General features: G+C 61.1%; 24 protein-coding genes and 1 pseudogene. 12 read left to right on the top strand and 13 right to left on the bottom strand.

Translation table 11 applies throughout. The features are described from left to right. Positions 1-275 precede the first annotated feature (275 nt). Both ACFOW7_RS04850 and ACFOW7_RS04855 read left to right on the top strand, forming a co-directional pair. The gene (locus ACFOW7_RS04850) at positions 276-863 is read left to right on the top strand and encodes an NAD(P)H-dependent oxidoreductase (RefSeq protein WP_378161637.1); all 588 of its coding nucleotides are present in this window, start codon (positions 276-278) and stop codon (positions 861-863) included. A gap of 31 nt (positions 864-894) precedes the next feature. Next, positions 895-1,845: a Na/Pi cotransporter family protein gene (locus ACFOW7_RS04855; RefSeq protein ID WP_378161639.1), complete on the top strand. Its 951-nt coding sequence runs from the start codon at positions 895-897 to the stop codon at positions 1,843-1,845. A 75-nt stretch (positions 1,846-1,920) separates the two neighbouring features. Here ACFOW7_RS04855 and ACFOW7_RS04860 read toward each other — a convergent pair whose 3' ends face one another. Beyond that, positions 1,921-2,418, bottom strand: coding sequence for a KGG domain-containing protein (locus ACFOW7_RS04860; RefSeq protein ID WP_378161641.1), 498 nt, complete (start codon positions 2,416-2,418; stop codon positions 1,921-1,923). A 389-nt stretch (positions 2,419-2,807) separates the two neighbouring features. Between ACFOW7_RS04860 and ACFOW7_RS04865 the strand changes: the two genes are divergently transcribed. Then, the gene (locus ACFOW7_RS04865) at positions 2,808-3,278 is read left to right on the top strand and encodes a hypothetical protein (protein ID WP_378161643.1); all 471 of its coding nucleotides are present in this window, start codon (positions 2,808-2,810) and stop codon (positions 3,276-3,278) included. 161 nt (positions 3,279-3,439) lie between these two features. Here the strand turns inward: ACFOW7_RS04865 and ACFOW7_RS04870 are convergent, their stop codons facing one another. The 3 genes from ACFOW7_RS04870 to ACFOW7_RS04880 form a co-directional block, all read right to left on the bottom strand. After that, entirely contained in the window at positions 3,440-3,781 is a 342-nt protein-coding gene (locus tag ACFOW7_RS04870) for a hypothetical protein (RefSeq protein ID WP_378161646.1), read from the bottom strand. Positions 3,782-3,915: 134 nt separating this feature from the next. Then, positions 3,916-4,176: a hypothetical protein gene (locus tag ACFOW7_RS04875; RefSeq protein WP_378161648.1), complete on the bottom strand. Its 261-nt coding sequence runs from the start codon at positions 4,174-4,176 to the stop codon at positions 3,916-3,918. Further along, the gene (locus ACFOW7_RS04880; protein WP_378161650.1) at positions 4,173-4,469 is read right to left on the bottom strand and encodes a multicopper oxidase domain-containing protein; all 297 of its coding nucleotides are present in this window, start codon (positions 4,467-4,469) and stop codon (positions 4,173-4,175) included. Before ACFOW7_RS04880 ends, ACFOW7_RS04875 begins: the two co-directional genes overlap by 4 nt. Positions 4,470-4,477: 8 nt before the next feature. Here ACFOW7_RS04880 and ACFOW7_RS04885 point away from each other — a divergent pair. After that, positions 4,478-4,828 (top strand): annotated as a pseudogene (locus tag ACFOW7_RS04885) (IS30 family transposase); the annotation flags it as partial. 50 nt (positions 4,829-4,878) lie between these two features. Here ACFOW7_RS04885 and ACFOW7_RS04890 read toward each other — a convergent pair. The 3 genes from ACFOW7_RS04890 to ACFOW7_RS04900 form a co-directional block, all read right to left on the bottom strand. Then, on the bottom strand, positions 4,879-5,901 hold the full coding sequence (locus ACFOW7_RS04890; RefSeq protein WP_378161651.1) for a cytochrome d ubiquinol oxidase subunit II: 1,023 nt from the start codon (positions 5,899-5,901) through the stop codon (positions 4,879-4,881). Further along, positions 5,894-7,276 carry a cytochrome ubiquinol oxidase subunit I gene (locus ACFOW7_RS04895; protein WP_378161653.1) on the bottom strand — a complete coding sequence of 461 codons (1,383 nt, stop codon included), beginning with the start codon at positions 7,274-7,276 and terminating at the stop codon, positions 5,894-5,896. Before ACFOW7_RS04895 ends, ACFOW7_RS04890 begins: the two co-directional genes overlap by 8 nt. A gap of 275 nt (positions 7,277-7,551) precedes the next feature. Next, positions 7,552-8,148, bottom strand: a complete 597-nt coding sequence (locus tag ACFOW7_RS04900) for a hypothetical protein (protein WP_378161655.1) — start codon at positions 8,146-8,148, stop codon at positions 7,552-7,554. Between the two features lie 113 nt (positions 8,149-8,261). Here ACFOW7_RS04900 and ACFOW7_RS04905 point away from each other — a divergent pair, with 113 nt between their 5' ends. Then, positions 8,262-8,456 (top strand): hypothetical protein, encoded by a 195-nt coding sequence (locus ACFOW7_RS04905; protein ID WP_378161657.1) that lies wholly within the window; start codon positions 8,262-8,264, stop codon positions 8,454-8,456. A 144-nt stretch (positions 8,457-8,600) separates the two neighbouring features. Here ACFOW7_RS04905 and ACFOW7_RS04910 read toward each other — a convergent pair whose 3' ends face one another. The 4 genes from ACFOW7_RS04910 to ACFOW7_RS04925 all read right to left on the bottom strand — a co-directional run bounded on the left by ACFOW7_RS04910 (position 8,601) and on the right by ACFOW7_RS04925 (position 13,086). Continuing rightward, the gene (locus tag ACFOW7_RS04910; protein WP_378161659.1) at positions 8,601-9,128 is read right to left on the bottom strand and encodes a DUF421 domain-containing protein; all 528 of its coding nucleotides are present in this window, start codon (positions 9,126-9,128) and stop codon (positions 8,601-8,603) included. A 13-nt stretch (positions 9,129-9,141) separates the two neighbouring features. Further along, complete coding sequence (locus ACFOW7_RS04915) at positions 9,142-10,923, bottom strand: thiamine pyrophosphate-requiring protein (protein WP_378161661.1); 1,782 nt, start codon at positions 10,921-10,923, stop codon at positions 9,142-9,144. Between the two features lie 452 nt (positions 10,924-11,375). After that, a complete protein-coding gene (locus tag ACFOW7_RS04920; RefSeq protein ID WP_378161663.1) occupies positions 11,376-12,293 on the bottom strand; it encodes an NAD(P)H-hydrate dehydratase in 918 nt (305 codons plus the stop codon). Positions 12,294-12,318: 25 nt separating this feature from the next. Continuing rightward, positions 12,319-13,086, bottom strand: a complete 768-nt coding sequence (locus tag ACFOW7_RS04925) for a histidine phosphatase family protein (protein ID WP_378161665.1) — start codon at positions 13,084-13,086, stop codon at positions 12,319-12,321. Between the two features lie 349 nt (positions 13,087-13,435). On the opposite strand from ACFOW7_RS04925, the gene ACFOW7_RS04930 reads away from it, so the two are divergent. Next, a complete protein-coding gene (locus tag ACFOW7_RS04930; RefSeq protein WP_378161667.1) occupies positions 13,436-15,499 on the top strand; it encodes a TerD family protein in 2,064 nt (687 codons plus the stop codon). Positions 15,500-15,659: 160 nt separating this feature from the next. Here ACFOW7_RS04930 and ACFOW7_RS04935 read toward each other — a convergent pair whose 3' ends face one another. Together ACFOW7_RS04935 and ACFOW7_RS04940 are read right to left on the bottom strand one after the other, a co-directional pair. Continuing rightward, entirely contained in the window at positions 15,660-16,487 is an 828-nt protein-coding gene (locus ACFOW7_RS04935; protein WP_378161669.1) for an OBAP family protein, read from the bottom strand. Positions 16,488-16,710: 223 nt separating this feature from the next. Further along, positions 16,711-17,202 carry a hypothetical protein gene (locus ACFOW7_RS04940; RefSeq protein WP_378161671.1) on the bottom strand — a complete coding sequence of 164 codons (492 nt, stop codon included), beginning with the start codon at positions 17,200-17,202 and terminating at the stop codon, positions 16,711-16,713. 51 nt (positions 17,203-17,253) lie between these two features. Here ACFOW7_RS04940 and ACFOW7_RS04945 point away from each other — a divergent pair, with 51 nt between their 5' ends. The 6 genes from ACFOW7_RS04945 (at position 17,254) to ACFOW7_RS04970 (ending at position 23,735) form a co-directional block, all read left to right on the top strand. Then, positions 17,254-18,510 (top strand): SDR family oxidoreductase, encoded by a 1,257-nt coding sequence (locus ACFOW7_RS04945; protein ID WP_378161673.1) that lies wholly within the window; start codon positions 17,254-17,256, stop codon positions 18,508-18,510. 15 nt (positions 18,511-18,525) lie between these two features. Continuing rightward, positions 18,526-18,990, top strand: coding sequence for a DUF2269 family protein (locus tag ACFOW7_RS04950; protein ID WP_378161676.1), 465 nt, complete (start codon positions 18,526-18,528; stop codon positions 18,988-18,990). A gap of 142 nt (positions 18,991-19,132) precedes the next feature. Next, positions 19,133-19,735 (top strand): DUF4142 domain-containing protein, encoded by a 603-nt coding sequence (locus ACFOW7_RS04955; protein ID WP_378161679.1) that lies wholly within the window; start codon positions 19,133-19,135, stop codon positions 19,733-19,735. A gap of 586 nt (positions 19,736-20,321) precedes the next feature. Next, positions 20,322-21,467 (top strand): hypothetical protein, encoded by a 1,146-nt coding sequence (locus ACFOW7_RS04960; RefSeq protein ID WP_378161681.1) that lies wholly within the window; start codon positions 20,322-20,324, stop codon positions 21,465-21,467. A 249-nt stretch (positions 21,468-21,716) separates the two neighbouring features. Next, positions 21,717-23,057 (top strand): erythromycin esterase family protein, encoded by a 1,341-nt coding sequence (locus ACFOW7_RS04965; protein ID WP_378161683.1) that lies wholly within the window; start codon positions 21,717-21,719, stop codon positions 23,055-23,057. Between the two features lie 21 nt (positions 23,058-23,078). Continuing rightward, the gene (locus tag ACFOW7_RS04970; protein ID WP_378161685.1) at positions 23,079-23,735 is read left to right on the top strand and encodes a phosphoribosyltransferase; all 657 of its coding nucleotides are present in this window, start codon (positions 23,079-23,081) and stop codon (positions 23,733-23,735) included. The last annotated feature ends 15 nt before the right edge of the window (positions 23,736-23,750 follow it).

Genomic DNA, 23,750 nt, shown 5'->3' on the forward strand with positions numbered 1-23,750 from the left:
AGGCAAGCGGCCCCGATGCCACGTCATTAGTGCTTCAGGGGGCTTACTCAAGATCATCAGCGACAAGTGGAAAGTCATGCTTTTCCACAGCGCCTCCATCGGCGCCGCTCCAGGCATCAAGTAGGCCCCCTCTTCCTGCTGCCCCTGTCTCACTGTTTCTGTAAACACTGTTCTTTCCTCGGTCGAACGGCGGAAACTTGGCTTAAATCAAATCAGACAATTTAGATTTGTCCAAAACTATTCATCCGAACCATTGACAGTGAAGGAACAGAAAGATGGGAAAACGCATTCTGCTGATTCAAGGCCACCCCGACCCCCAGCCCAACCATCTAGGGCATGCACTCGATGAAGCCTATGCCGAGGGAGCGCAAAGTGCTGGACACGAAATTCGTCGGATCAATGTGGCTCAGCTCGACTTTCCGCTGCTGCGCAATCTCGATGAATGGAAGAACAGTCCACTGCCGCCGACCCTGCAAGAGAGCCAGGCTGCCATTGAGTGGTGTGAGCATCTGGTGCTGTTTTTCCCGCTCTGGCTGGGCGACATGCCGGCACTGCTGAAAGGCTTTCTTGAACAGGTGGCTCGTCCCGGTTTTGCCTTTGACCGGAGCAGCAAGAATCCTCTGACCCGCCAAGCCCTGAACGGCCGCTCGGCGCGAGTGGTCGTCACGATGGGGATGCCAGCCTCGCTCTATCGCTGGTATTTCCGGGCCCATAGCCTGCGTTCGCTCGAGCGCAATATCCTCGGCATGGTCGGCATTGCGCCGGTCGATGAAACACTGATCGGAATGGTGGACGAGCTAAGTCCCGAGGCCACTCAGCGCTTGATGAAGAAACTGCGCAAGCTCGGCCAGAATGGCGACTGAGGCCCTGGCAGGCCACAGCGGACCTTAATAGATGCCTTCCTTTCTTACCCTGCTGTTTTCGGTGCTGGCCGCCGTCATGCTGTTTCTCTATGGCCTGGCAGCCTTCTCGGCTGAGATGGCTAGGCTGGGAGGTCAGCGACTGCATAACCATTTGCAGTGGCTGACTCGGGCAGACTGGCGCGGAGCCTTGACCGGCGCGGCATTCACGGCGGTAGTCCAATCATCGTCAGCAGTTACCTCCATCGCCGTTACGCTGGCTCATCAAGGCACTGTGTCTTATCGGGCTGCCTTATCCCTGATGATCGGTGCCAATGTCGGCACCACGCTCACGGCCTGGTTAGTGGCACTGCATATCGGTGGCCTGGGGCCGGTGTTCGTCTCGCTCGGGGGAATATGGTCGCTGGTCGGTCCGCCGCTATGGCGCCCTTACGGCAAGGCCGTGTTCTACTTCGGCCTGATCTTCCTGGCACTCGATCTGATCGGGACCGCCCTGGCTCCGCTGGGCCGCGATCCGGCACTGTTGCGCTGGTACGGACTGCTGGGCAGTCCGATCATCGCACTGCTGGCTGGCATGCTGCTGACCGTCGTCGTACAGTCGTCCTCGGTTGTCAGCGGGCTGGCGGTACTGCTGGTATCCCAGTCCCTGGTTGCGCCAGCAACGGCCGTATGGATGGTGGCCGGCGCCAATGTCGGCACCACCTCGACTGCCTTGCTGGCCAGTTCGGCACTCGACAATACCGCCCGCAAACTGGCCTTGCTCAATACCGGCTTCAACCTGCTGGGCGTTGTTCTGTTTGCGACGCTGTTGCGGCCGCTGACTGCCAGTGTGCTGGCTTCTTCCCTTGATCCGACGCAACAGGTGGCGCTGGTCCATTCACTGTTCAATCTGACGGCAGCCCTGGTCTCGCTGTTTCTGCTACCGGCCTGCTGGCCGGCCATCAGCACGTGGCTGGAACGCCCATCGAACCGAACGCTGGACTGAGTGCCGTGGTGCCAATAGAAAAAACGGGGGGAAATCCCCCCGTTTTCATGGCATTGAGATGCTACAGCTCAACCTTTAGCTGTTCTTGTTGTTCTGATTCTGACGGTTCGAGCTGGGCGAGCCTTGTTCGCGGTTGCTGCTGGCCGAGCTGCTGCCGCCGCTGCTGCTGCCGCTCTCACGGCTGCTGCTGCCACCGCTGCTGCCTTCACGACCGCCGCTGCTGCTGCTGCTTTCACGGCCGCCGCTGCTGCCACCGCTGCTGCCACCGCTGCTTTCACGGTTGCTGCCGCTCGAAGACGAGGAACTGCTACCGCTTTCACGATTGCTGCTGGCGCTGCTGGAACTGCCCCGGCCGCCATGGCTGTTTTCACCACCCTTGCGGCCTGCTTCGCGCGCTTCTTCAGATGTGAACTCATGCGCAGTACCACGCTCATGGGCAGCCTGACCGCCCTTGCTGGCGATCTCGCGTTGACGTTCCGGATCCATCGAGGCGAAACCACGCTTGCTGGTGTCACCACTACGGTTTTCGTTGTCGTTGTTGTTGTTGTTGTTGCCTTGGTTATTGGTAGCCATGAGGATTTCCTTTCACGTTGGGTTAGTGACGGAAGGATGACTATTGAAATCGCCCCGGTTATTTTCCAAGCCTGATTCTTGTTTAGGCGATACCAGCAGACTCCTTCGGCCCTCTGTTTATGGCAATGGCTGTGCCCACCCGAAAAATAGAATCCCCGCAAAAAGCTCATCAATATAAATATCTGATTATAAAGGGCAAAAATTCACACCATTTAGATGTCTCGATAATAATCCTTTGCAAGACCGTAAAATGCACCGTCGCGATTGAAAGAGTTACCAGAAGAGCAAGATATTCAGACAAGCTCAGCCATATCAGCCCGCTATGGCCTGGGTAATTCAGGAATAGGAATTGCCTCGCAACGGAACGTCCAAACAAGGAGGATAAGAAAATGACGACCGTTGCATGGGATGGCACCACCGTTGCCGCCGACACCCAGGCCAATAACAGCGGCCTGCGCTCACGGACCAAGAAACTGCACCGACTGCAAGATGGCCGGATCTACGCTTTCAGCGGTGAGATTCAGGACGGCCGCGCCGTCTATGACTGGCTCAATGGTGGCGAGAAAAGTCCCAAACCGGCAGTTTCGTCGAGCTTTGTCGCCTTATTGATCTGTCCCAACGGCCATGCCTACACCATCGAAGACAAGTTGGTGCTGTTGCCGGTACTTGAGGGCTTTCGCGCCATCGGCTCGGGCCGCAACTTCGCCATGGGCGCCATGGCGGTCGGGGCCGATGCGGTCAAGGCGGTCGCCGCCGCCATCCAGCTCGATGTCTACTCGGGCGGCGATATCGAAACCCTGACCAGCACCATTCCCATCGAAAGCGTCGATCCGCACATCAACTGTATTACGCCTCAATAATTAAAATTATTGGCAAAATCACTGCAAGATTTTTAGCCACAAGAAAAATATTTAGAAATATTTACGCCCTTTTCTACCTTGTCGCGCCCGGGGCCGCCACAAGCTCAGCCCGTTCCGGCATCCCGGCCGCGATCCATGGCTTGAACAGGGCGATCTGCTCATCAGGCAGCCCCTGGTGCGCCGGTGGTGGCGTCCCGTACTGGGCGGCGGCATCGGATGGGGTGCCGCGGCCCTGGGCTGAAGGCGAGCAGATAGGGCGAGGTATAGGGGAAGCGGCTATCGACCGGCTCATGGTTGCGCTTGACGTGATAGAGCGGCGAGGCCGGATTCTCGAACGCCCTGGGATAGCGCTTACCCGAAGGAGGCTGACTGAAATTCCAGTACGGCACCGTCACATTGGCCGTACTGGGCCCATAGCGTCCGTCGGGATCAGCCGCTTGCAGCGCCTTCTCGTAGTAGTAGAACTGTGCCAGGGCAGGAACAGGTCCTTGCCGTGTTCGCACATTCCCGGATATTCCAGGTGATAGTCAGGCCGAGGCGCCTGATGCTGCGTCATGGCGCACTGCTCGTTGGCAGCCCGGTTGACCGGATCGGGCAAGTGATCGGGCGTCACCCATACCGAGGGACAGTTATGCACTCAGGCTTGCCAGGTAAAGCCCTGCCGATCGAACGGATTGGCCTGACTCTTGTGCCGCATCATGGCCACGGCATGTTCGTAGGCCGCCAATTCCTGCGCCGACAGATCGTCGATATTGCGCCGCAATAGCCGTTTGACCGGTGGTGCCGAGACCGAGGCAGGCGCCGCCATGGCGACCGTAGCGGGCGCCGCCGGCTGGCGGGTGGCACAGCCCGTGATCCCCAGCAGCAGCCCCATCACCCATAGACGGAGAGTCATCACCTGGCGCCTCCGTGAGGGGCATGGGCCGAGCCGCCTTCGGGTTCGATTTCGACCAGTTGCATCATGCCCTGGTCCTCATGGTCGAGGATATGGCCGTGCAGAACGAACCGGCCGATATAGTCCTCGTAGGGGCTGTAGATCTCCACCGGCTCGTCCTGCTTGACCATCAAGGTATCGCGCCACACCACCTGATCACGACCGCGTGAGTCCTTGCGCATCATTTGGAACGGGTTGACATGAATATGGAAGGAGTGATTGACCAGCTTGGAATTGAGCGTCCACACCGAGGTCATGCCCAGCCTTTACCCGACGACTTCGCCATGTGCCAGCCAGCGTCCGCAAGACGCTGACCTACGATCAGGGCAAAGAGATGGCCCATCATGCTGAATTGGCCCGCAGACTCAAGATTCAGGTGTATTTCGCTGACCCGCATAGCCCTTGGCAGCGGCCCAGCAACGAAAACATAAATGGCTTCATTCGCGAGTACCTGCCCAAGGGCATCGACCTGTCGGTTTTCTCTCAAACCTACCTCAACGACATTGCGCGTAGCCTCAATACCAGGCCTCGGAAATATCTTGGCTTTCGCACTCCGGAAGAAGTATTTCAGGAGCACATCAACCGCTTGAAGGCCAGTGTTGCACTTCAAAATTGAATTCGCCGTGAATAAAACACCCATTCGTCTTTCCACCTTGCCCTCCCCCCTTATTCGTACCCCAACGGTTCGGCTTTTCCCCAGAACACCCGATAGGAAAAGATGGTGTAGAACACGATGCAAGGCAATACCACGGCAATTCCCACCAACATAAATCCCAGCGAGGCCGGTGCGCTGGCGGCTTGCCAGATGGTCAGCTTATCGACCACCAGAAAAGGGAACAGGCTGTAGGCCAATCCGCAGAACGCCAGCACAAATACCCCGGCGATACAGGCAAATGGCTTCCAGATATCCCGCTCATCGCCCAGCCCGAGCCGCTCGGGCAGGCGCCGCAACAACAGCTCGCCCATCACCAGAAGCGCCACGGTTGCCAGCGGAATGGGTGCAAGCAGCAACATATTGGGCAGCGCAAACCACTTCTCGAATATCTGGTCGCTCACCAGCGGCGTCACCAGCGAAATCGCCGCCACGCCAAGCGCGGTCAGCCACAGACTGCCACGCGCCCAATTGACCGCCCGGCGTTGTAGCGCACCGGTGGTCTTGATCAGCAGCCAACAGGCGCCCAGCAGCGTGTAGCCCGCCAGCAGTGCCAGTCCGACAAAGGCGGCGAACAGATAGCTCCAGATATCGCGGCCAAAACCGGTGATATACAGCCCAAGCATCAACCCTTGCGAGAAACCGGCCAGCACGGAGCCGGCGTAGAAAGCCCGGTTCCACCACGGTTTATGTTGATCGCGCGCCTTGACCCGGAAATCGAAGGCCACGCCACGCAGGATCAGACCGGTCAACATCAGCGCCACCGGCAGATAGAGCGCGCTCAGTATCATCCCGTGCGCCAGCGGAAAGGCACTCAGCAGCACCCCGACCCCCAGCACCAGCCAGGTTTCATTGGCATCCCAAAAGGGACCGATCGAGGCAATCATCATGTCCTGCTCTTCCGGTCCCGCCCGCCGCAGCAAGACGCCGACGCCAAGGTCATAGCCATCGAGCACCACATAGACCAGCATCGCCAGTCCCATCAGCATCATGAAAACCAGGGGCATCCAGCCAGTCGGCTGTGAGTAGTCAACCATGTCGGGGCTCCTTGGAATCGTCGGGAATAAGCGGTTGCGGCGTCTCAGCCGCCGGTGGCTCGGCAGGCGGCGGATAGTCGCTCGCCCGGCGCGCCAGATAGAACAGCACGGAGATATAGGAAAGCAGCAGGAAGCCGTAGAGACCAACATAGCCGGCAAGCGACAGGCCGACCATCTCGCCGGGCACGTTGGACACGGCATCGCGCGTCAGCAGCAGACCCGAAATCAGCCAGGGCTGACGGCCGATCTCGGTCACATACCAACCGGCCAGCAGGGCAATCCAGCCGGAAAAGGTCATCGCCACCAGCACCCGGGCCAGCCAGGTGGGCAGACTGGCGCGTCGGATCAGGTTCCAGGCCGCCAGCCACGACACCAGCAGCATCAGCACGCCCGTGCCCACCATCACCCTAAAGGCCAGAAATACCGGCAGAACCGGTGGATGCAGGTCGGGAAAGGCATCGATGCCCTGCACCTCGCCTTCGAAATCATGGGTCAGATAGAAAGAGCCGAGCCGGGGAATGGCCACTTCACCGTAGGTCTTCTTCTCGATCTCGTCGGGCCAGCCGAACAGCACGGCGGGAACACCGCGACCGGTGGTCCAGATGCCTTCCATTGCGGCAATCTTGGCGGGCTGATGGCGCAGGGTATTGAGACCATGCAGGTCGCCCGCGATGATCTGGAGCGGAATCAGCATCGCTGCCAGATAAACCCCCGTGCGCAGCCCTGCTGCCATTTCCAGGCAACGGTCGCCGCGCAGCCAGCGATAGGCCGATATACCGGCCAGCAAGAACGCCACGGTCAGGCCCGAGGCGATCAGCGTATGGACCAGCCGGTAGGGAAACGAGGGATTGAAGATCACCGCCAGCCAGTCCACCCCATGCAGCCGACCATCGATCAGGGCATAACCAGCCGGGGTCTGCATCCAGGAATTGAGCGCCAGAATCCAGAACGCCGACAGCGTGGTGCCGACAGCCACCAGGATCGTGGCCCCGGTATGTACCGCCGGGCTGACCCGCCGGCTGCCGAACAGCATGATGCCAAGAAACGTGGCCTCCAGAAAAAAGGCCGTCAGCACTTCATAAGCGAGCAATGGCCCGGCGATATTGCCGGCGAAGTCCATAAAACCTGGCCAGTTGGTGCCGAACTGGAAACTCATGGTGACACCGCTCACCACCCCCAGACCGAAGCTGAGCGCAAAGACCTTGACCCAGAAGCCATAGGCAAGCATCCAGCGTTCTTCGCCGCTGTGACGGTAGCGCAGCTTGAAATACACCAGCACCCAAGCCAGGCCGATCGTGATGGTGGGAAACAGGATATGGAAGCTGATATTGGCCGCAAATTGCAGCCGAGACAGGATAAAGGGATCAAACGACAACGCAGGTTCCTTTCCACGCGAAGCTGATCCGAAAACGGACACAGCGCGAGCAAAGGGGCAAACCGTATGCCTTGGCCCGATGGCGGTCTCAGTGGGCGAGGACGCTTGCCGGAGGCGAAGGCTGGCCGCCGAGACCGATACCCATGGCTCGGCGTGTCCAGGATGGCAGTGCCAGACAAGCTGTGCTGAACACAGAGGCCCGCTGAGCGGAACAGGCGGTGATGGGCTGTAGATTTTTCATTGGCCCAGCCGAATTTGCCAAAGCGCAGGCAGGCTCATTGATGCAGCAGAAAGGCCCGGTTGGCCTGTAGCGCCCGATTCTGCAGCAGTCGATGACGATAGGCGCGCCACAACTCTTCCAGATAGGGCAGAAAAGCCAGAATGCCCGCCACGCCCAAGCCTGTGGTGACATAGAAGGCAGGCAGCGGCTGCTCCTTCAGAACCAGATCGAACTGGCCCGGTTGATCGGTCCGGTCAGCCAGAGCCAGCACCGCCTCCGGATAGAGCGCAGCACCAACCAGGATGATGGCCAGCGGCAACATCTCCAGCACGCTGTGGATATGTTGCTCCAGCGGCGGAATCCGTCGTCTGGCCGAGGCATAGCTTAAATCCCAGATCGTCGTCGCTTCATGAAGCAGGAAGGTCAGCAGCGCCACCAGCAAGACAATGGCGCGGAATTCAAACAGCAGCACAGCCAGCAGCAACACCCCCATCTCGACCAGCAACAGCAGATGGAGCAAGGATTCCTTCGGCCCGGTGGTGCCGGGCAGATCGTTGAGACGATGGCACAGCCAGTCAGCCAGACCCGCCACCACCCAGATCGGCAGCAGAACAAACAGCACCATCACGGTCAGCGTCATACTGGGATTCATGGCAGCCACTCCTTTGCTCATCCGGCAACAGTGTTGGCAAACACAATGCCAGCCGGCCCCGGCGAGAATGGCGTTTGCTGCAAGCTATCCATCTCCCGTCCGAGGTCACCATCATGCCAACCCCCACTCCCCACCCTGCCGCCACGCCCAACCAGACTCAAGCACCGCCAGTCGATACCGACCGCATGATCGAGGCCAACCTTGGAGACGAAGCCGATATCATCAACAGCTCGCCCGACACACCACCCGATCTTTCCCCGGCCAGCCCCGTCGATCGCTCATCGAGCCGGTCACGGGAGAAGCACTGAGGTGGGCGAGAGAAGTTGGAGTGTCCTGAGCGGCGTGGAGCTGGACCCATAGAGGATTTATCGAAGGAATATTTATTTTTTCTTATATATAGCACCATATATTGCACGCATATGGCACAAATATTTAATTATTCAAAAACCGCTCTACGGCACCACTTCAGGCTTACCCGAGTTGTCGGTCGGCTTATCTTGGGTGTCGAATTCGATCACGCTGATCTCGCCATCGCTTTCCATACAGGCGCTTTTGACCTCGGCCAGGTCTTCGATGCCGTGTTCACGCAATTTGGCCTTCAGCTCTTCCAGGGTGATGAATTCCTTGCGCATATTGCGGTGCAATAAGCGGCCGTTGACGATCAAGGGCAAGGGGCGTGGCTCCAGCAGGGTGCGGATCGCGGGAAAGCGATAGTTGAGCCAATCGATCAGCAGATTCCAGCTCACGATGCTCAACACCAGCACGCAGCCGTCGCTGATCGACTTGTATTCGCCGGCCATGGCGTTCTGTGAGGCATCGGCGATCAGCATCAGCACCAGCATGTCGGCCACCGTGACGGCGCCGATATCGCGCCGGAACAAGGTGCGGAACACCACGAACAGAAACCAGTACATGGCCGTGCCCCGCACGATCAGCTCGAACGGGTGCACGGTGAAAACGAACAGCTCGGCCCAGTCCATCTTTGTGCTCCGCTCAACGGCCAGTCGTCCGCACCAGGGTTTCGCGCACGGTGGTGGTAATCACGGCCGCGGCATCGGGGTCGCCCTTGAGCATCGATAAGGTGAAGTTCTTGATCTGACCCAAGGTCAGATGGGGCGGTATCGGCGGCACATGCGGATCGACCACCGCCTCGATCAATACGGGACGCTCGGCCCGGAACGCCCGCTCCCACGCCGGCGCCACAGCGTCGGGCGTATCGACCACCACGCCCTCGAAACCAAGCAGTTCGGCATAACGGGCATAGGGAAAATCGGGCAAGGTCTGCGAATCCTCGAATTTGGGGTTGCCTTCAAGCACCCGTTGCTCCCAGGTCACATGGCCCAGGTCGCGGTTATTGAGCACCAGCACCACAAAACGCGGATCACGCCAGCGGCGCCAATACCTGAGCAGCGTCACCAGCTCGGCGCAGCCATTCATCTGCATGGCGCCGTCGCCAACCAGGGCGACGACCGGGCGGTCCGGATAGGCGAACTTGGCCGCGATGCCATACGGAATGGCCGGCCCCATGGTTGACAAGCCGCCCGACACCGCAGCCAGCATGCCGGGCTTGACTTTGACATCACGGGCATACCAGTTGGTGCAGGTACCGGTATCGACAGTAATCACGGCATCGGACGGCAGACGGGCCGACAGCTCCCAGAACACGCGCTGCGGATTGAGCCGAGGTCCCGTGCGCATGGCCCGGTCCTCGAGCAGCGCCCACCATTCGGTCACCTGGGCGGCGATCTCTTCCTGCCAGTCACGCGCCTCCTTGCGCCACAACAGCGGCAGCAGCAGACGCAGCGTCTCGCGGGCATCACCGACCAGGCCGACTTCCATCGGATAGCGCAGATTGATCCGGCGCGGGTCGATCTCGATCTGGATACCGCGCGCCTGACCCTCTTTGGGCAGATATTCGGAATAGGGAAAGTTGGAACCGATCATCAGAAGCGTGTCGCACTGCTGCATCATTTCCCAACTCGGTTTGGTGCCAAGCAGGCCGATCGAACCGGTGACGAACGGTAGGGACTCGTCCACGATCACCCGCCCAAGCAGCGCCTTGGCGACCCCTGCCCCCAACAGATCGGCCAGCGCCACCACCTCGTCACCGGCACCTGAGGCGCCCGCCCCGACCAGAATGGCGATACGACGACCGGCGTTGAGAATGTCGGCGGCTTTTTGCAGGTCTTCCTTGCGCGGCACCACCCGGGGCGGCTGCCAGCCGATGCCCGAATGCACCGTGCCATGTTCACGCGGCGGCTCGACGGCAGCCAGCTTCTGCACATCGCTGGGCACGATCACGCAGGTCACGCAGCGCTGCGACAATGCCACCCGCAAGGCCTGATCGATCACATGACGCATCTGCTCGGGGGTGGTGACGGTCTGGACATATTCGTGCGCCACGTCCTTGAACAGGTTTTGCAGGTCGATCTCCTGCTGATAACCGCCGCCCAAGGCCGCACGGGCCTGCTGACCGACGATGGCGACCACGGGCTGATGATCGAGCATGGCGTCGTACAGGCCGTTCAGCAGATGCACGGCACCCGGCCCTGAAGTCGCCAGACAGACGCCCACTTCGCCAGTCAATTTGGCATGGCCGACGGCCATAAACGCCGCCATTTCCTCGTGACGCGCCTGGACAAATTCAATGGCGTCGCTGGCCCGGTCGCACGCCCCCAGAATCCCATTGATGCCGTCGCCCGGATAACCGAATACCCGTCGCACTCCCCAATCGATCAGGCGCTGCACCAGAAAATCGCTGACTGTATCCGCCATGGCTGGACTCCTTATTGGCTTTTGCCACGGATCGCGCCAGCTATCGAACAACGATAAAACCGCGAAATCCGCCAGATATGCCCTTCACAGCAGGCAGCGTGCCGTGGGACGAGAGCCAGCAGGCGAAACGTCAGGAGACAGGAAGAAGTCGAGCTGTTATTTGAGGCATCCAGGCACGCTGACACCAGCAGAGAGAACCCATGCAATATTCTCTTTACAAGAGTCGTCCAAAAAACCATTCCATCTCCGACTCCAGCAATCATGACGCAGCATGCTGTCCCAGCATATATGCCTTGCTACAGCTTATTGCGGACACAAAAATGGGCTAAGGAAGCCAACCTGCACCCGATGCAAGCTGGCGCATTGTCGACGCCAATCGGAAGGGAAATCTATATCGGGATGTGAAAGGGGATTGCACGGTACCGAAAGCCATGGACGGGCTGGAGAGAGGGTTACTCCTGCCCGCATCCACAACAAGTCTGGGTCTGTTGTAGATCGTGCAGCGCCGGAGGGATTTCTGCCGCAATCTCGCTGGCGAGATAGCCCACGGCGCCCATCCGTTTGGACAGCCTGGCCCCCGCCAGCGCATGGAGCTTGACCGCCCAGGCGGCAGCCTGCTCCAGCGCGAGTCCACCGGCAGCCAGCCCCGCTACCACGCCGGCCAGCACATCGCCCGAGCCTGAGGTGGCCAGTCCGATCTGATGGCCGTTATGACACCAGGTGCGGCCATCGGGCAGGGCCAGATAGCTGATCGGCCCTTTGAGCAGCACCATGGCCCGCCAGGCTTCGGCGGCCATCCGGGCCAGTGCGCGTGGCCGGGCCAGGATGTCTTCCTTGCTCCAGCCGGTCAGATGGGCCAATTCGCCGGCATGCGGCGTCAACAGCGTCGCGCCGGCCAGCGGTACGACGCCGGGCGCGCTCAGGGCATCCATGGCGCGGGCGTCGAGAATGGTCTGCTTACTGGCCAGTGACGGCAGCAAGGCGGCGACGAAATGGCGGGTACGCTCTTCATCCTGCATGCCCGGCCCGACCAGGACACAGTCGGCGCGGGCAATAACCGGCTCGAGTCGCTGCAGGCCAATCACATCGAGTCCGCCATCGCCGCACTCGGGCAGCCCGATCACCCGGGCCTCGGGCCAGGCACAGGCTGCTGCCGGCGCGCAACTGGCCCCGGTGGCCACGGTGAGTTTGCCAGCGCCGGCCCGCAGTGCAGCCATGGCGGCAAGCCAGGCGCTACCAGGCATTTCGGGGCCGCCACCGATGACCAGCACATGACCACGGGTTTCCTTGTCGCCATGCGCGGCATATTCAGGCAGAGGTTGCAGATGCAGGCTATCGGCATCGAGCGCTTGCTCGGTCATCAGGCTCATGGCAGCAGGCTTTCTGGACGAGAAATCAAGGTTTGGCCGCCACCGGGCGATCGGGCTCGACCGTGATCGGCGCCCCGCCTTCGCGCAGCGGCGCGACGAAATTCACCAGATCGGCCACCAGCTTGCCGTGACGGCCGGCCGTCGGATCGAAACGATAGGAAGTGACCCCGCAATTGGGCACATCGCCCAAGCGGTCGATGGCCAGAATCTGCTGTTCATCGAGCCGTTCGAGCAGATAGCGGAAGCAGTTGACGATCACCTGGTGCGCCACGATCAGCACCCGTTCGCCGCGATATTCGCGGGTAATGGTGTCGATCACGCTGCGCAGACGCAGAATCACGTCGCACCAGCTCTCGCCCCCGGGCGGGCGGAAATAGAATTTGCCGACATGGGCGCGCTGCTCGGCCAGTTCGGGATATTGGGCGGCGATGCCATGGACGGTCAGCCGGTCGAGGATGCCGAATTCCTTCTCGCGCAGACGCTCATCCTGATGAAAGCGCAATGGCGTCAGACCAGCCGCGCTCAACAGCATGGCGGCGGTTTGGCGGGCACGCAGATAAGGCGAACAAAGCACGATGCTCGGCTGCTGCGCTTCGGGCAATTCACCGAACCAATGCCCGAGCGCCCGTGCCTGCGACTCCCCGAGCCGCGACAAGGGAACATCGACATCGCGCTCAGCCAGATCGATCATGGCCAAGCGCGCCGCCTCCGCCGCATCGCGCGCCACATTGCCGGCACTTTGCCCGTGTCGCACCACCCATATCGTGTCGGGCCATTTCTGTTCGGGCTGCACACTGTCCTCCCACTCACCCACTGCCATTGATCGCAGCCAACGGTGCAAGGCGTGTACCCAGGCCAGTTTTTCCAGCTGACGGCCAGATGGCTATACGGCGGATTTTTTGCTTTCCGGACTGTCCTCGTTCACCCACGGATCAAGTGAAAGCCACCTTGAAAATTTTTCCCTGTCCCACTTGCCAAACTGCCGAGTTGCCATTATCTTGCCGGCCGTGGCTATGGGAGTCCTTCCTTCTCTTCTTATCGACATCGTAGGGTTCCCGCTTTCCACACTGCCCGCCATTCAAGCGGGCTTGTTTATTTCTTGGTGATCGATTTTTTATTGTCTTATTGGATCTGCTGGCCGGATGAATACCCTATTCCTGCGCCGTCAAGGCAAGTTGTATCTGAAAGCCGGCAACGGCAGCGCCTCCCGCCAGCAAGTGGCGACCTTACAGCGCGAAATCGAACTCTACGGCTACGTTTTCTCCGACGCCCTGTTCGCCCAACTCCAGACCCACACCCCTGAATCGCTTTCCTGGTTTCTGCGCAACCTGCGCGAGGACCTACAGACCATGACCGGTGGCCATCGCCAATATGGCCCGCTGTTTCCGGGCTTTCCCGAGCAGGTCATGGTGGCCGATGAAGTAGAGCTCTATCTCAGCGCCATCGAGCACTACCGCACCCTGAAACGTCAGCCTGCCAGCCCGAGGCAGCACCCGCCCTTGCTCCATGGCCGTGCCCCGAAAGAAGTCGATCTCGGCACCCTGGAGGAATTCGAGGCCATCTTTACCCGACTGGCCGGCGGCCGTGCCTCGCTGTCGAAGCAAGACCGCGACGATCTGGTCTGGTTTATCCGCCATTACCGCGACGATATCTTCCGTCTCTTGCCGACCAGCTTCTCGTTCCGGGAAAACCTGGCCCTGAGCAGCAGCGCCCTGCTGACCCATCTGCCGGGTGACAAAACCCTGGACTTTCTGTTCCGGCACCACAAGACCGCCACCGACGTACTGCGTCTGGTGGTGGCACTGAGCGGTGGCGATATTTCCCTGGCCGAACCCACCCGCTTTCGACCGATGAAGCGCGGCCTGCGCCGCACCGTGCTGCAATTGCTGGAAAACTGTGCCGACCCGACGGAAGACATGCGGCGCCAGCGCGAAGCCTGGAAACGGCTCGGCGAAATCCTGCATCCGGGCGATTACGCCGAGCGTTTTCCGAAGACCTATGCGGCATTCCGGCATATCCGCGACGATCTGCCGTCAACCTCGTTCAACACCCTGGTCGAGCGCCAACTGGCCGCTGCCGACTTTGCCGGCGCCACGGCCACGCTGAGCCAGCGCCCAGGCGAAATGGGCCGTCGGCTTGATCTGCTGCTGCGTCACAGCGATCAGCCCGAAACCGTGCTGACCCGCTTTGCCGAGATTGCACCGGCCATTTCCACGCTGGTGCTCCTACAGATGCATGCGCATTTCCATCATCGCCAGCAGCCTGTTGCGCTGCGCACCTTCTTTCCGAAGGGCGATATGGCCAATGCCTTTGCCATCCCCGACCGCCGCCGCGGCATTTCCCCCGACCTGGCCGCCAGGACCGTCGCCCTGATCGAATTGGTGCTGCAAGAACGTTTCTCGCGCCTGACGCCGCTCGGCAGGTGCTATCTGGACCCCGCACTCAGCGGCTTTATGGCCCCGCTGGCCCAACGCTCGGCCTCGAAAGCCCTGCGTACCCTGGTGCGCGGCAGTCGCCTGCCGTTTGAGCATGAACGCTATATCCGACTGTTCCTGTGGTGGAAAAACGGCAAGGAACGCACCGATATCGATCTGTCCGCCGTGTTCTACGATGAGCAGTTCAACTATCGCGATACCGTGTCCTACTACAATCTGCGCGGCTACGGCGGCCACCATAGCGGCGATATCGTCGATGCCCCCGAAGGCGCAGCCGAATTCATCGATCTGGACCTCGATCGGCTGAGCCAGCGCTCGATCCGCTTCGTCGTCGTCACCCTCAACAGCTATACCGAACAGCCCTACTGCGAGCTGCCCGAATGCTTTGCCGGTTGGATGGCCCGGATCGATGTCGCTTCCGGGGAAGTCTTCGAGCCCAGGACCGTCGAGAACCGCATCGACCTCGCTGCCGATACCCGGATGTGCATTCCGTTCATCATTGATGTCAGCGAGCGGCAGATCATCTGGACCGATATAGGTCTGACCGGTCAGGTCGGCTGGAATAACGTCCACAATAATCTCTCGGGCATCTCGCTGATGCTGCGGGCCATGCACAAACTGCCGCGCCCCGATCTGCACACGCTGTTTCGCCTGCATGCCCAGGCACGTGGCCAGATCGTCGATAGCCCCACAGCAGCCGATACCGTGTTCAGCCTTCAGCAGGGCATTACCCCGTTCCATACCGATCTGATCCGCGCCGAATATTTCTGACCGATACGGCAGAGCCGGCCGAAAAACAAAGCCATGATTACTCATGGCTTTGTTTTTTCCTCTCTGTTCAGTCAGGACCGAGAGACGGGTCGATGGCTGAATAAAGCGGGCAGTGCGCTCAAGACTGCAGGCGAAACGTGTTTCATGGAAAGGGATTCACTCAGCGCCCCTGTTTGCCGATCTCGCCCTTCTGGCCCAGTTCGGACTGGCCCGGACCCGTTGCCGTCGCCGGATGATGAATTCCCCGTCCCTGCTCACCCGCGCCGGCCACCCGGCCAAGCTGGATCACTTCGCCCTTTTCCCAGGCATCGGCCCCGCTCACCACCTTGGGCTCGGGCAAACTGGCCCGGCCCCGGGCGATTGCCGCCGTATCGATGCCAAAGCGGCGGTCGCGGTCGGCCAGCAGGCGCGGGTCGAGTTGGCCGTCCTTGGTGAATCCCATCATCAGCGCAGGCACGCCCAGCGGCAGCGCCTTATCGCGGTCGGTATGCCAGGTGTGCCAGGTCTTGCCATAGGTCGAGACGATTTTGCCCATCAAGGCTTTTTCCGCCACTTCCGGCAGGCCCGGTGCCACCAGCGAGCCAGATTTGACCTCGTAGCGGTGGCTGTGCCACAGCTTCTTCTCTTCTTCAGGCAAGCCCAGGAACAGCCGCTCGCTAATAATGTATTCGACCCCCATCAGCTTGGCGTCCCTGGTATTGCCGTCGTAGATCACGGCCTGCATCACGTCTTCGTTGAGAACCGTGACGTAATGGTGGGCTTCCATCTGGCCATCCATATCGCCGTTGTAGAAATGAAAGCCGTCGAGATAGGCACTGACCGCCTCCAGCGGCCGGCGCTCCTGCAAGACCTTGGCGCCCGCTTCGAGCACTCGGGTCTTGGGCGTCTCGGGGGCGCCCGGGGTGGGAATATAGGACTCGGTGTTGTTCTCGCCGCAGCCACTCAGCCACAGCATGGCGAGCGCAAGGCCCGCAATCGTCTGGCGCATTGGATCAGTTCCTTATTGAAATTTTCTTTAGAAATGGCGTCCAAAAATTCGCTGGATCCATCGGATGGACCAGACCACAGGCTGCCAGCCAGCATCAGGTCTGTTACGAGCTGTTAGAAGAACGAAGACAATGGTGCTGGCAGCGATCTGCGGCTCAAGCACCTTGCGGATTGGCGAAAATCCACGCCATCCTGAAGACGAATGGACAGTAGATTGAGCCGACCTAGCGGCTGGGCAACATCCGCCGCCGCCATAAGGTGGCCAGGGCCAGGCCGAAGGCAAAGGCGCCATAGACGCCGGTCATCGACGCGGGCTTGAGGTGTTTTTCATAACCGGGCCGGAAACGCGGCGGGGTAATGGTGTAGTCGATGGTGAAGGCCATGGCGGCGACAGCCTCGGCCCGCTTGAGCACCGCAGTCGGGTCGGCCGCTGGATTGGCCGCCAGCCAGCGTTCATAGATCGTGGCCCACATGATCGAGCAGGCATGGTGGATGGCATAGCCCAGCAGCGTATGTCGCGCGCTGAACCCATGCCGGTGCAAGGCTTGCTCACCCCATACCCATTGACTGGTGGCATTGGTGCCGGAAAACAGCGAACCGGCATCGGTCCGGCTGCGCAGTGCGATCACGGCCGTCGAGCAAAGACTGGCCAGTCCGCCGGATAGCAGGGCATGGCCCAGTGCGTTTTTCCAGCTATTGGTTTTGAGAGCCGTCATGATCCGTCACCTCCTTCTTGAACGACAGGCCGGGCATTGCCCGGAATCCTTATGCGCATATTGATCGTGGGCAGCAGCGGTTTTCTGGGCGGCGCCATCGCAGCCGCATTACACAGCGCTGGCCATGAAGTCGTCGGCACAGCGCGCCGTCCGGCAGCAGGAACAGGACTGGTCGAAGCCGACTTCGCGCGCGACCACGACCCCGCGGTATGGCGCTCGCGGCTGGCGGGCTTCGATGCCGTAGTCAACGCCGTCGGCATCCTGCGCGAGAGTCCAGGGCAGCATTTCGACGACCTGCATCAGCGTGGGCCTTGCGCCCTGTTCTCGGCTTGCGTGGCAGCAGGGGTACCGAGGGTGGTGCAGATCTCGGCACTGGGCGCCGATGCCGCTGCCACCAGTCGCTACCATCTCAGCAAACAACAAGCCGACGATTTCCTGTTGTCGCTGCCACTCACCGCCACGGTGCTGCAACCGTCGCTGGTGTACGGCCCAGGCGGCACCAGCGCCCGGCTGTTCGACGCACTGGCAGCCTTGCCGCTGATTCCACTGCCTGGCCAGGGCCGGCAATTGCTCCAACCGATACATCTCGACGATCTGTGCGCCACCGTGGTGAAGCTGCTCGAGATGCCAGCGCCGCCGCGCCGGCTCGCCGCAGTCGGTCCCGCCGCGCTGACCCTGCGCGACTATCTCGCTACACTGCGGCGCGCGCTTGGCCTCGGGCGAGGGTGCTTTATCAATGTCCCGAATGCCCTAGTCGATCTGGCGGCCACGCTGGGCGAAAAGCTGCCGGGCGCCTTACTCGATCGCGACACCTTGACGATGCTGGAGCGTGGCAACCATGCCGATGCCGGACCGATCAGCGCCGTATTGGGCCATCCGCCGCGTCCGCCCGCCAACTTTGTGGCGGCACGCGAGGTGCGAACAGCCCGCTTGACGGCGCAACTCGACTTGCTGCTGCCCATGCTGCGGCTCAGTCTGGCAGTGGTATGGATCGTGACGGCGGTGGTGTCGGTCTTCTTCTATCCAGTGACCGACAGCCTCGAACTGCTGGCCCGAACCGGCATCAGCGGTGCCGCCGGACCGCTGGCGCTTTATGGGGCGGCGGGGCTGGATCTGCTGTTCGGGCTGGGCATGCTGTTTCTGCCGCGCCGGCGACTGCTCTATAAGGCGCAGATCGGCCTGATCCTGTTCTATACGCTGACGATCAGCCTGTTTCTGCCCGAGTTCTGGTTTCACCCGTATGGGCCGCTGCTCAAGAATCTGCCGATGCTGGCGGTGCTATGGGTATTGCACGATCTGGAGGAATAAGGTCTGGAGGACTGGATGGAATACCTGATCGCCAAATGGCTCCATATTCTGTCGTCGACTTTGCTGTTTGGAACCGGCATCGGTTCCGCGTTCTACCTGCTGACTGCCACCATCGACCGCGATCCGCGCGTGGTGGCGGCGGTGGCGCGCTGGGTGGTGGTCGCCGACTGGATGTTCACCGCGACCACCGCGATCTTCCAGCCCTTGAGCGGGCTGTGGATGATGCATCTGGTCGGCTTCACCCTGGAAAGCCGCTGGCTGCTGTGGTCGGTGATCCTCTACGCGATTGCGATTGCCTGCTGGCTGCCAGTGGTATGGCTACAGATGCGGCTGCGCGATACGGCCAGGCAGGCCGCTGACACGGGAAAGCCGCTCAGTCCGGCCTACTGGCGCTATTTCCGCGCCTGGATGGCGCTGGGTTTTCCGGCCTTTTTCGCCTTTCTGGCAGTGTTCTATCTGATGGTGGCGAAACCGAACTGAGTCGATGCAAGAATTATCTGGCTCTGAGTAAAATCTGCATCCCACACGGCAGCCTGGCATAGAAAGGCGCTTTGCCGCGCGGGAATATGATTTGCAGAGGAAAATCCGTTTCCCCTGCCCTCCCACCGAATAAGGAAAATCCATGCAACCCATCATTGGCCTGTTTGTGGGCTTGTGCTTCACGCTTGCCCTGCCCGCCCAGGCAGCCGACACCACGCCGCCGCCTGCCACCACTACGCCTCCGCCCAACAGCCAGGTCAACCCGCCCGAGACGATCGACGATCAGACCTTCGTGCAGAAAGCCGGCATGTCGGGCGCCACGGAAATCGCGGCCAGCAAGCGGGCCGTCGCCCTGTCGGCCTCGGAAAAGGTCAAGACCTTCGCCCGCCAGATGATCAAGGACCACACCAAGGTTGCCGGCCAGCTCAAAGCCACCGCCAGCAAGGCCGGTCTGCAACCGCCCGGCGATGAACCCGATCCGGCCGTGATGTCGAAACTGAGCGGCCTCACCGGCGCCGACTTCGACAAGGCCTATATCGAACATGTTGCCGTCAAGGCCCACGCCGATGCCGTGAGTCTGTTCTCGCTCCAGGCCGCCAGCGGCAAGAACGCCACGATGAAAACCTGGGCCAAGCGCACGCTGCCGGCGCTTCAGCACCATCTGACCATGGCGCAGAAACTCGCCAAGGACAGCAACGTCACGGTTCAACCGAGCGATACCGGTACTCAGAACCGTACCTATTAAGCGCGGTTTCGCCCGCTCAGCGACGGGCATGACCTACCGACCGGCCATGCCCACTACCGCAGCAAAACGCCCCGAACAGGGGCGTTTTTTTATGAGCGACTGCCGACTGCCTGTTGTGTCCACCTCCACGGATCTGGGATGGCGATGTCACTTGGGAGACGTGGTGGTGATGGCAAGGTCGGTGAGGACTGATACAGCGGTGTGTTTGTGACGCTGAGAATGACGGATAATATTTTTATTTATTTAATTTATCAGCCGTATATCTAGCAGATATTTTTCATATTTATTTGTTATTTGTTCTGGATCTTCTGCTCTGAATCTTCCCTCCCCCTGCCCCACCTCTCTCCATTTCCTCCTCACCCCCCATCCCCCGCACCTTCAGGCAAAAGGCGTTATTTTTCTTTTTGTACAATTTCTCTTGCCGCATCCAGCAACACTGATACCGAATATTTTATTTTCAACAGACTACACACCGGTTTTTTTCTATAGCGGATGTCGGCGCCCCAGGCAGAATGATGGCGCCCTGACCAGCGTTCAGACCGGTCGGGTTGATTTCCTTCCAACCCTTTCTGCGGAAAACCCTCCCATGCGTCCTTTTCTTCTCAGCGCCGTGCTGCTGGCCTGCTCGTCCATCCTGGCCGCGCCCGCCACGGTCGAGGAACAACGTCTTGAGGCAGCTCTGGCGGCCTTGCCCGATCTCAAGCCCACGATTGATGGCTGGAGCGGCCGGATCTACTACAACCTGCGCCAGTCCGGCAATGAAGCCGGTTTGATCCGGCAGGCGGCCTGGAACGGTCAGCAGCTTTGGCAGGCGGCTGTGCGCAAGCAGCGGCAGGAGGGAAGCTATGACGATCGACCGCTTTACTGGACCCGTCTGGCCATCACCCGTCAACTGCGCAACGGCAGCTTTGCCTTTCCGCTCAGTGAGGCCGGTCGCCAGCGGGCACTGGCGGCCTTTGAGCGCAGTAGCCGTGGCATCGACGATCTGGCGCTCGACGAGCCAGGCAGCAAGCGCGTGTTGATCAGCGGTTTTGATCCGTTTGGACTCGACGGCAATCTGGCCCAGATGAACCCATCGGGCATCACCGCCCTGGCGCTCGATGGCGCGCGCCTGCAATGCGGCCAGCGCAGCGCCCGGATCGAGGCGTTTGCCGTGCCGGTGCGTTTTCGCGATTTCGACCAGGGTTTGATCGAGGACACCCTGAGCCCGATCCTGCGCAGCCACCGCGCCGATCTGGTCGCCACCGTCAGCATGGGTCGCTGGGCGTTCGATCTGGAGCGCTTCCCGGGCGGACGGCGCAGTTCAGGCAGCTTTCCCGACAATGAAGGCGTCACCCAGGGCAGCGAAAGCGATCCACTGCCGCTTAACTACCGGGGTGCGCCGCTCGGCGGACCCGAGTTTGTCGAATTCAGCCTGCCGGCCGAAGCGATGCAGCGGGTCCAGACGCCCTATGTGGTCAACGACAATCGTTGGGTGATGAGCAATCTGGGCTGGCAGGAAGCGCCAAGCCTGGCCGCGCTCGCGGGTCAGATCGCGATTGCCGGCTCGGGCGGCACTTATCTCTCGAACGAGATCAGCTACCGCAGCGTGCTGCTGCGCGACCGGCTGGGCTTGAAGCTGCCGGTGGGGCATATCCATACACCTGCGGTCTATGAGTTCGACCGCGCGACCCAGAAGCAGATCGTCGAACAGATCAAGACCATGCTGTGTGCGGCGGTGGAAACGCTGTAAGCACGCTTCACGTTCCAACTGGCGTCGACCGGGGCCAGCCCCGCCATGGACGCCCGCCCTCGCTGGCCGGGAGACTTTCTTCCGGCCATTTCTCCTATCGAGAATTTCGCAAACAGCAAACGAGAATTTCCAGAGGGCGCCGAGCGGGTGCGAGGCTTGCCACGGGTATCTGGTAGACCTGGTTTTTTCGCTCATTACGCCGTTGCCTGATTGTGCTGCGCAGCGTACGCATCCGCCCAAGGAGGCGCCATGAATCAGACCTTGTCACCTCCCGTGGTCTCCGGCCTTGATCGGGCGGCGCTGCTCGACGAGTTGCGCCGGGCGGCCGAACCGCTGCCGCCGCTTGACGATATTGAACGCTTCGGCCGCTGTTTCGACCGCTATGGCGATGCCCATGTGGTGCTGCTGGGTGAGGCCACCCATGGCAGTTCCGAGTTCTACCGTGCCCGGGCGCTGATCACCCGTTATCTGATCGAAGCGCATGGCTTCAATATCGTAGCCGTTGAGGCCGACTGGCCTGAAGCGGCGCGTTTCGATGCCTATATCCGCAATCGCCAGACCGCGTTTGCCGGCTGGGGTCCGGCCCGCTTTCCGTCCTGGATGTGGCGTAACCGCGAAGTCGTCGAATTCGCCCGCTGGCTGCGCACCCATAACGCCCCGCTGGCGCCCGAATCGCGGGTGGAGTTCCGTGGCCTCGATATCTACAGCCTCAGCGACTCGATCGACGCCGTGCTCGAATACCTGGAGCGGATCGACCCCAGCGAGGCGGCCCGCGCGCGGCAGCGCTATGACTGCCTGATGCCGTGGCAATCCGACCCGGCCAGCTATGGTCTGGCCGCCTTCGGCCGCACCCACGCCACCTGCGAAGATGAAGCGGTGGCCCAGCTCCATGCCCTGCTGGCCAAGCGACTCGACTATATGGGCCAGGATGGCGAAGCCTTCCACGATGCGGCGCAGAATGCCCGGATCGTCCAGGCGGCCGAGCGTTACTACCGGATCATGTATCAGGGCTCGACCCCGTCGTGGAATCTGCGCGACCAGCATATGTTCGACACGCTCGAACGGCTGATGACGCTGCGACCGCTGGCCAAGGCGGTGGTCTGGGCGCACAACTCGCATATCGGCAACGCCGCCGCCACCCGGATGGGCTGGCGCGGCCAGACCAATATCGGCGAGCTGTGCCGCAAGCGCTTCAACCATGCGGCGGTGGCCATCGGTTTCGGCACCGACCGTGGCACGGTGGCAGCGGCCTCGCAATGGGATGGGGAAATGGAAGTGATGTTGATCCGGCCGGCGCGCTACGACAGCTACGAGCGTCTCTTCCACGATACCGGCTTTGCCGCCTCGCTGACCGACTGGCGCCAACCCGAACGCGAATCGCTGCGCCAGGCGCTGACCCCGCTGATGCTCGAGCGGGCCATCGGCGTGCTGTACCGGCCGCGCACCGAATTGCTGAGCCACTATTTCGAAGCCAATCTGGCCGAGCAGTTCGATGCCTATGTCTGGTTCGACCAGACCACGGCGGTCACGCCGCTCCCCACCCTCAAAGACCACAGTGCCGTGCCCGACACCTATCCTTTCGGTCTGTAAGTGCCGTGGCAAGGAGGCTTTATGAAATCGATCCCCCTGTTTATCGACCGCCGCGATGCCGGCCGCCGGCTGGCCATCGCCCTGCGTCGCCATGCTGCCTACCGGCCGCTGGTGCTGGCCCTGCCGCGCGGCGGTGTGCCGGTCGGTTACGAGGTCGCCCAGGCGCTGCAAGCGCCGCTCGATCTATTGCTGGTGCGCAAGATCGGCTACCCGGGCCAGCCCGAAGTGGCACTGGGCGCGGTGATCGACCTGCCCGAGCCGCAATGCCTGATCAACGAAAGCACCGACACCGCGATCCTGCCGCCTGACTATCTGGAACAGACCCGCCAGCGCGAACTGGAGGAAATCCGTCGCCGCCGCCAACGCTACGGCGCCACCCAATTGCCCGATCTGACCGATCGCACGGTGATCGTGGTCGATGACGGCATCGCCACTGGCGCCACCATGCGTGCGGCCTTACTGGGACTCAGCAAAGCCAAGCTGCGCAGTCTGGTGGTGGCCGTGCCGGTGGCCGCGGAATCGGCGCTGGAACTGTTGCCCGATATCGTCGACGAGGTGGTATGTCTGGCCATGCCCGACCCTTTCTATGCAGTCGGCCCGCACTACGCCAATTTCGCCCAGACCAGCGATGCCGAAGTGATCGAATTGCTTGAGAAGGCGCGGGTACAGCAGGTTTGACGGAGCGGTGCATCA

The organism is Chitinimonas lacunae (assembly GCF_042650885.1).
Taxonomy (GTDB): domain Bacteria; phylum Pseudomonadota; class Gammaproteobacteria; order Burkholderiales; family Chitinimonadaceae; genus Chitinimonas_A; species Chitinimonas_A lacunae.

What these genes read in the sequence shown, in the direction of transcription:
- ACFOW7_RS04930 (WP_378161667.1), top strand. Translation starts at nt 13,436, where the DNA reads ATGAATACCCTATTCCTGCGCCGTCAAGGCAAGTTGTATCTGAAAGCC.
- ACFOW7_RS04850 (WP_378161637.1), top strand. Translation starts at nt 276, where the DNA reads ATGGGAAAACGCATTCTGCTGATTCAAGGCCACCCCGACCCCCAGCCC.
- ACFOW7_RS04860 (WP_378161641.1), bottom strand. Translation starts at nt 2,418, where the DNA reads ATGGCTACCAATAACCAAGGCAACAACAACAACAACAACGACAACGAA.
- ACFOW7_RS04920 (WP_378161663.1), bottom strand. Translation starts at nt 12,293, where the DNA reads ATGAGCCTGATGACCGAGCAAGCGCTCGATGCCGATAGCCTGCATCTG.
- ACFOW7_RS04905 (WP_378161657.1), top strand. Translation starts at nt 8,262, where the DNA reads ATGCCAACCCCCACTCCCCACCCTGCCGCCACGCCCAACCAGACTCAA.
- ACFOW7_RS04970 (WP_378161685.1), top strand. Translation starts at nt 23,079, where the DNA reads ATGAAATCGATCCCCCTGTTTATCGACCGCCGCGATGCCGGCCGCCGG.
- ACFOW7_RS04960 (WP_378161681.1), top strand. Translation starts at nt 20,322, where the DNA reads ATGCGTCCTTTTCTTCTCAGCGCCGTGCTGCTGGCCTGCTCGTCCATC.
- ACFOW7_RS04945 (WP_378161673.1), top strand. Translation starts at nt 17,254, where the DNA reads ATGCGCATATTGATCGTGGGCAGCAGCGGTTTTCTGGGCGGCGCCATC.
- ACFOW7_RS04940 (WP_378161671.1), bottom strand. Translation starts at nt 17,202, where the DNA reads ATGACGGCTCTCAAAACCAATAGCTGGAAAAACGCACTGGGCCATGCC.
- ACFOW7_RS04890 (WP_378161651.1), bottom strand. Translation starts at nt 5,901, where the DNA reads ATGGTTGACTACTCACAGCCGACTGGCTGGATGCCCCTGGTTTTCATG.
- ACFOW7_RS04855 (WP_378161639.1), top strand. Translation starts at nt 895, where the DNA reads ATGCCTTCCTTTCTTACCCTGCTGTTTTCGGTGCTGGCCGCCGTCATG.
- ACFOW7_RS04965 (WP_378161683.1), top strand. Translation starts at nt 21,717, where the DNA reads ATGAATCAGACCTTGTCACCTCCCGTGGTCTCCGGCCTTGATCGGGCG.
- ACFOW7_RS04950 (WP_378161676.1), top strand. Translation starts at nt 18,526, where the DNA reads ATGGAATACCTGATCGCCAAATGGCTCCATATTCTGTCGTCGACTTTG.
- ACFOW7_RS04865 (WP_378161643.1), top strand. Translation starts at nt 2,808, where the DNA reads ATGACGACCGTTGCATGGGATGGCACCACCGTTGCCGCCGACACCCAG.
- ACFOW7_RS04915 (WP_378161661.1), bottom strand. Translation starts at nt 10,923, where the DNA reads ATGGCGGATACAGTCAGCGATTTTCTGGTGCAGCGCCTGATCGATTGG.
- ACFOW7_RS04955 (WP_378161679.1), top strand. Translation starts at nt 19,133, where the DNA reads ATGCAACCCATCATTGGCCTGTTTGTGGGCTTGTGCTTCACGCTTGCC.
- ACFOW7_RS04910 (WP_378161659.1), bottom strand. Translation starts at nt 9,128, where the DNA reads ATGGACTGGGCCGAGCTGTTCGTTTTCACCGTGCACCCGTTCGAGCTG.
- ACFOW7_RS04935 (WP_378161669.1), bottom strand. Translation starts at nt 16,487, where the DNA reads ATGCGCCAGACGATTGCGGGCCTTGCGCTCGCCATGCTGTGGCTGAGT.
- ACFOW7_RS04880 (WP_378161650.1), bottom strand. Translation starts at nt 4,469, where the DNA reads ATGACCTCGGTGTGGACGCTCAATTCCAAGCTGGTCAATCACTCCTTC.
- ACFOW7_RS04900 (WP_378161655.1), bottom strand. Translation starts at nt 8,148, where the DNA reads ATGAATCCCAGTATGACGCTGACCGTGATGGTGCTGTTTGTTCTGCTG.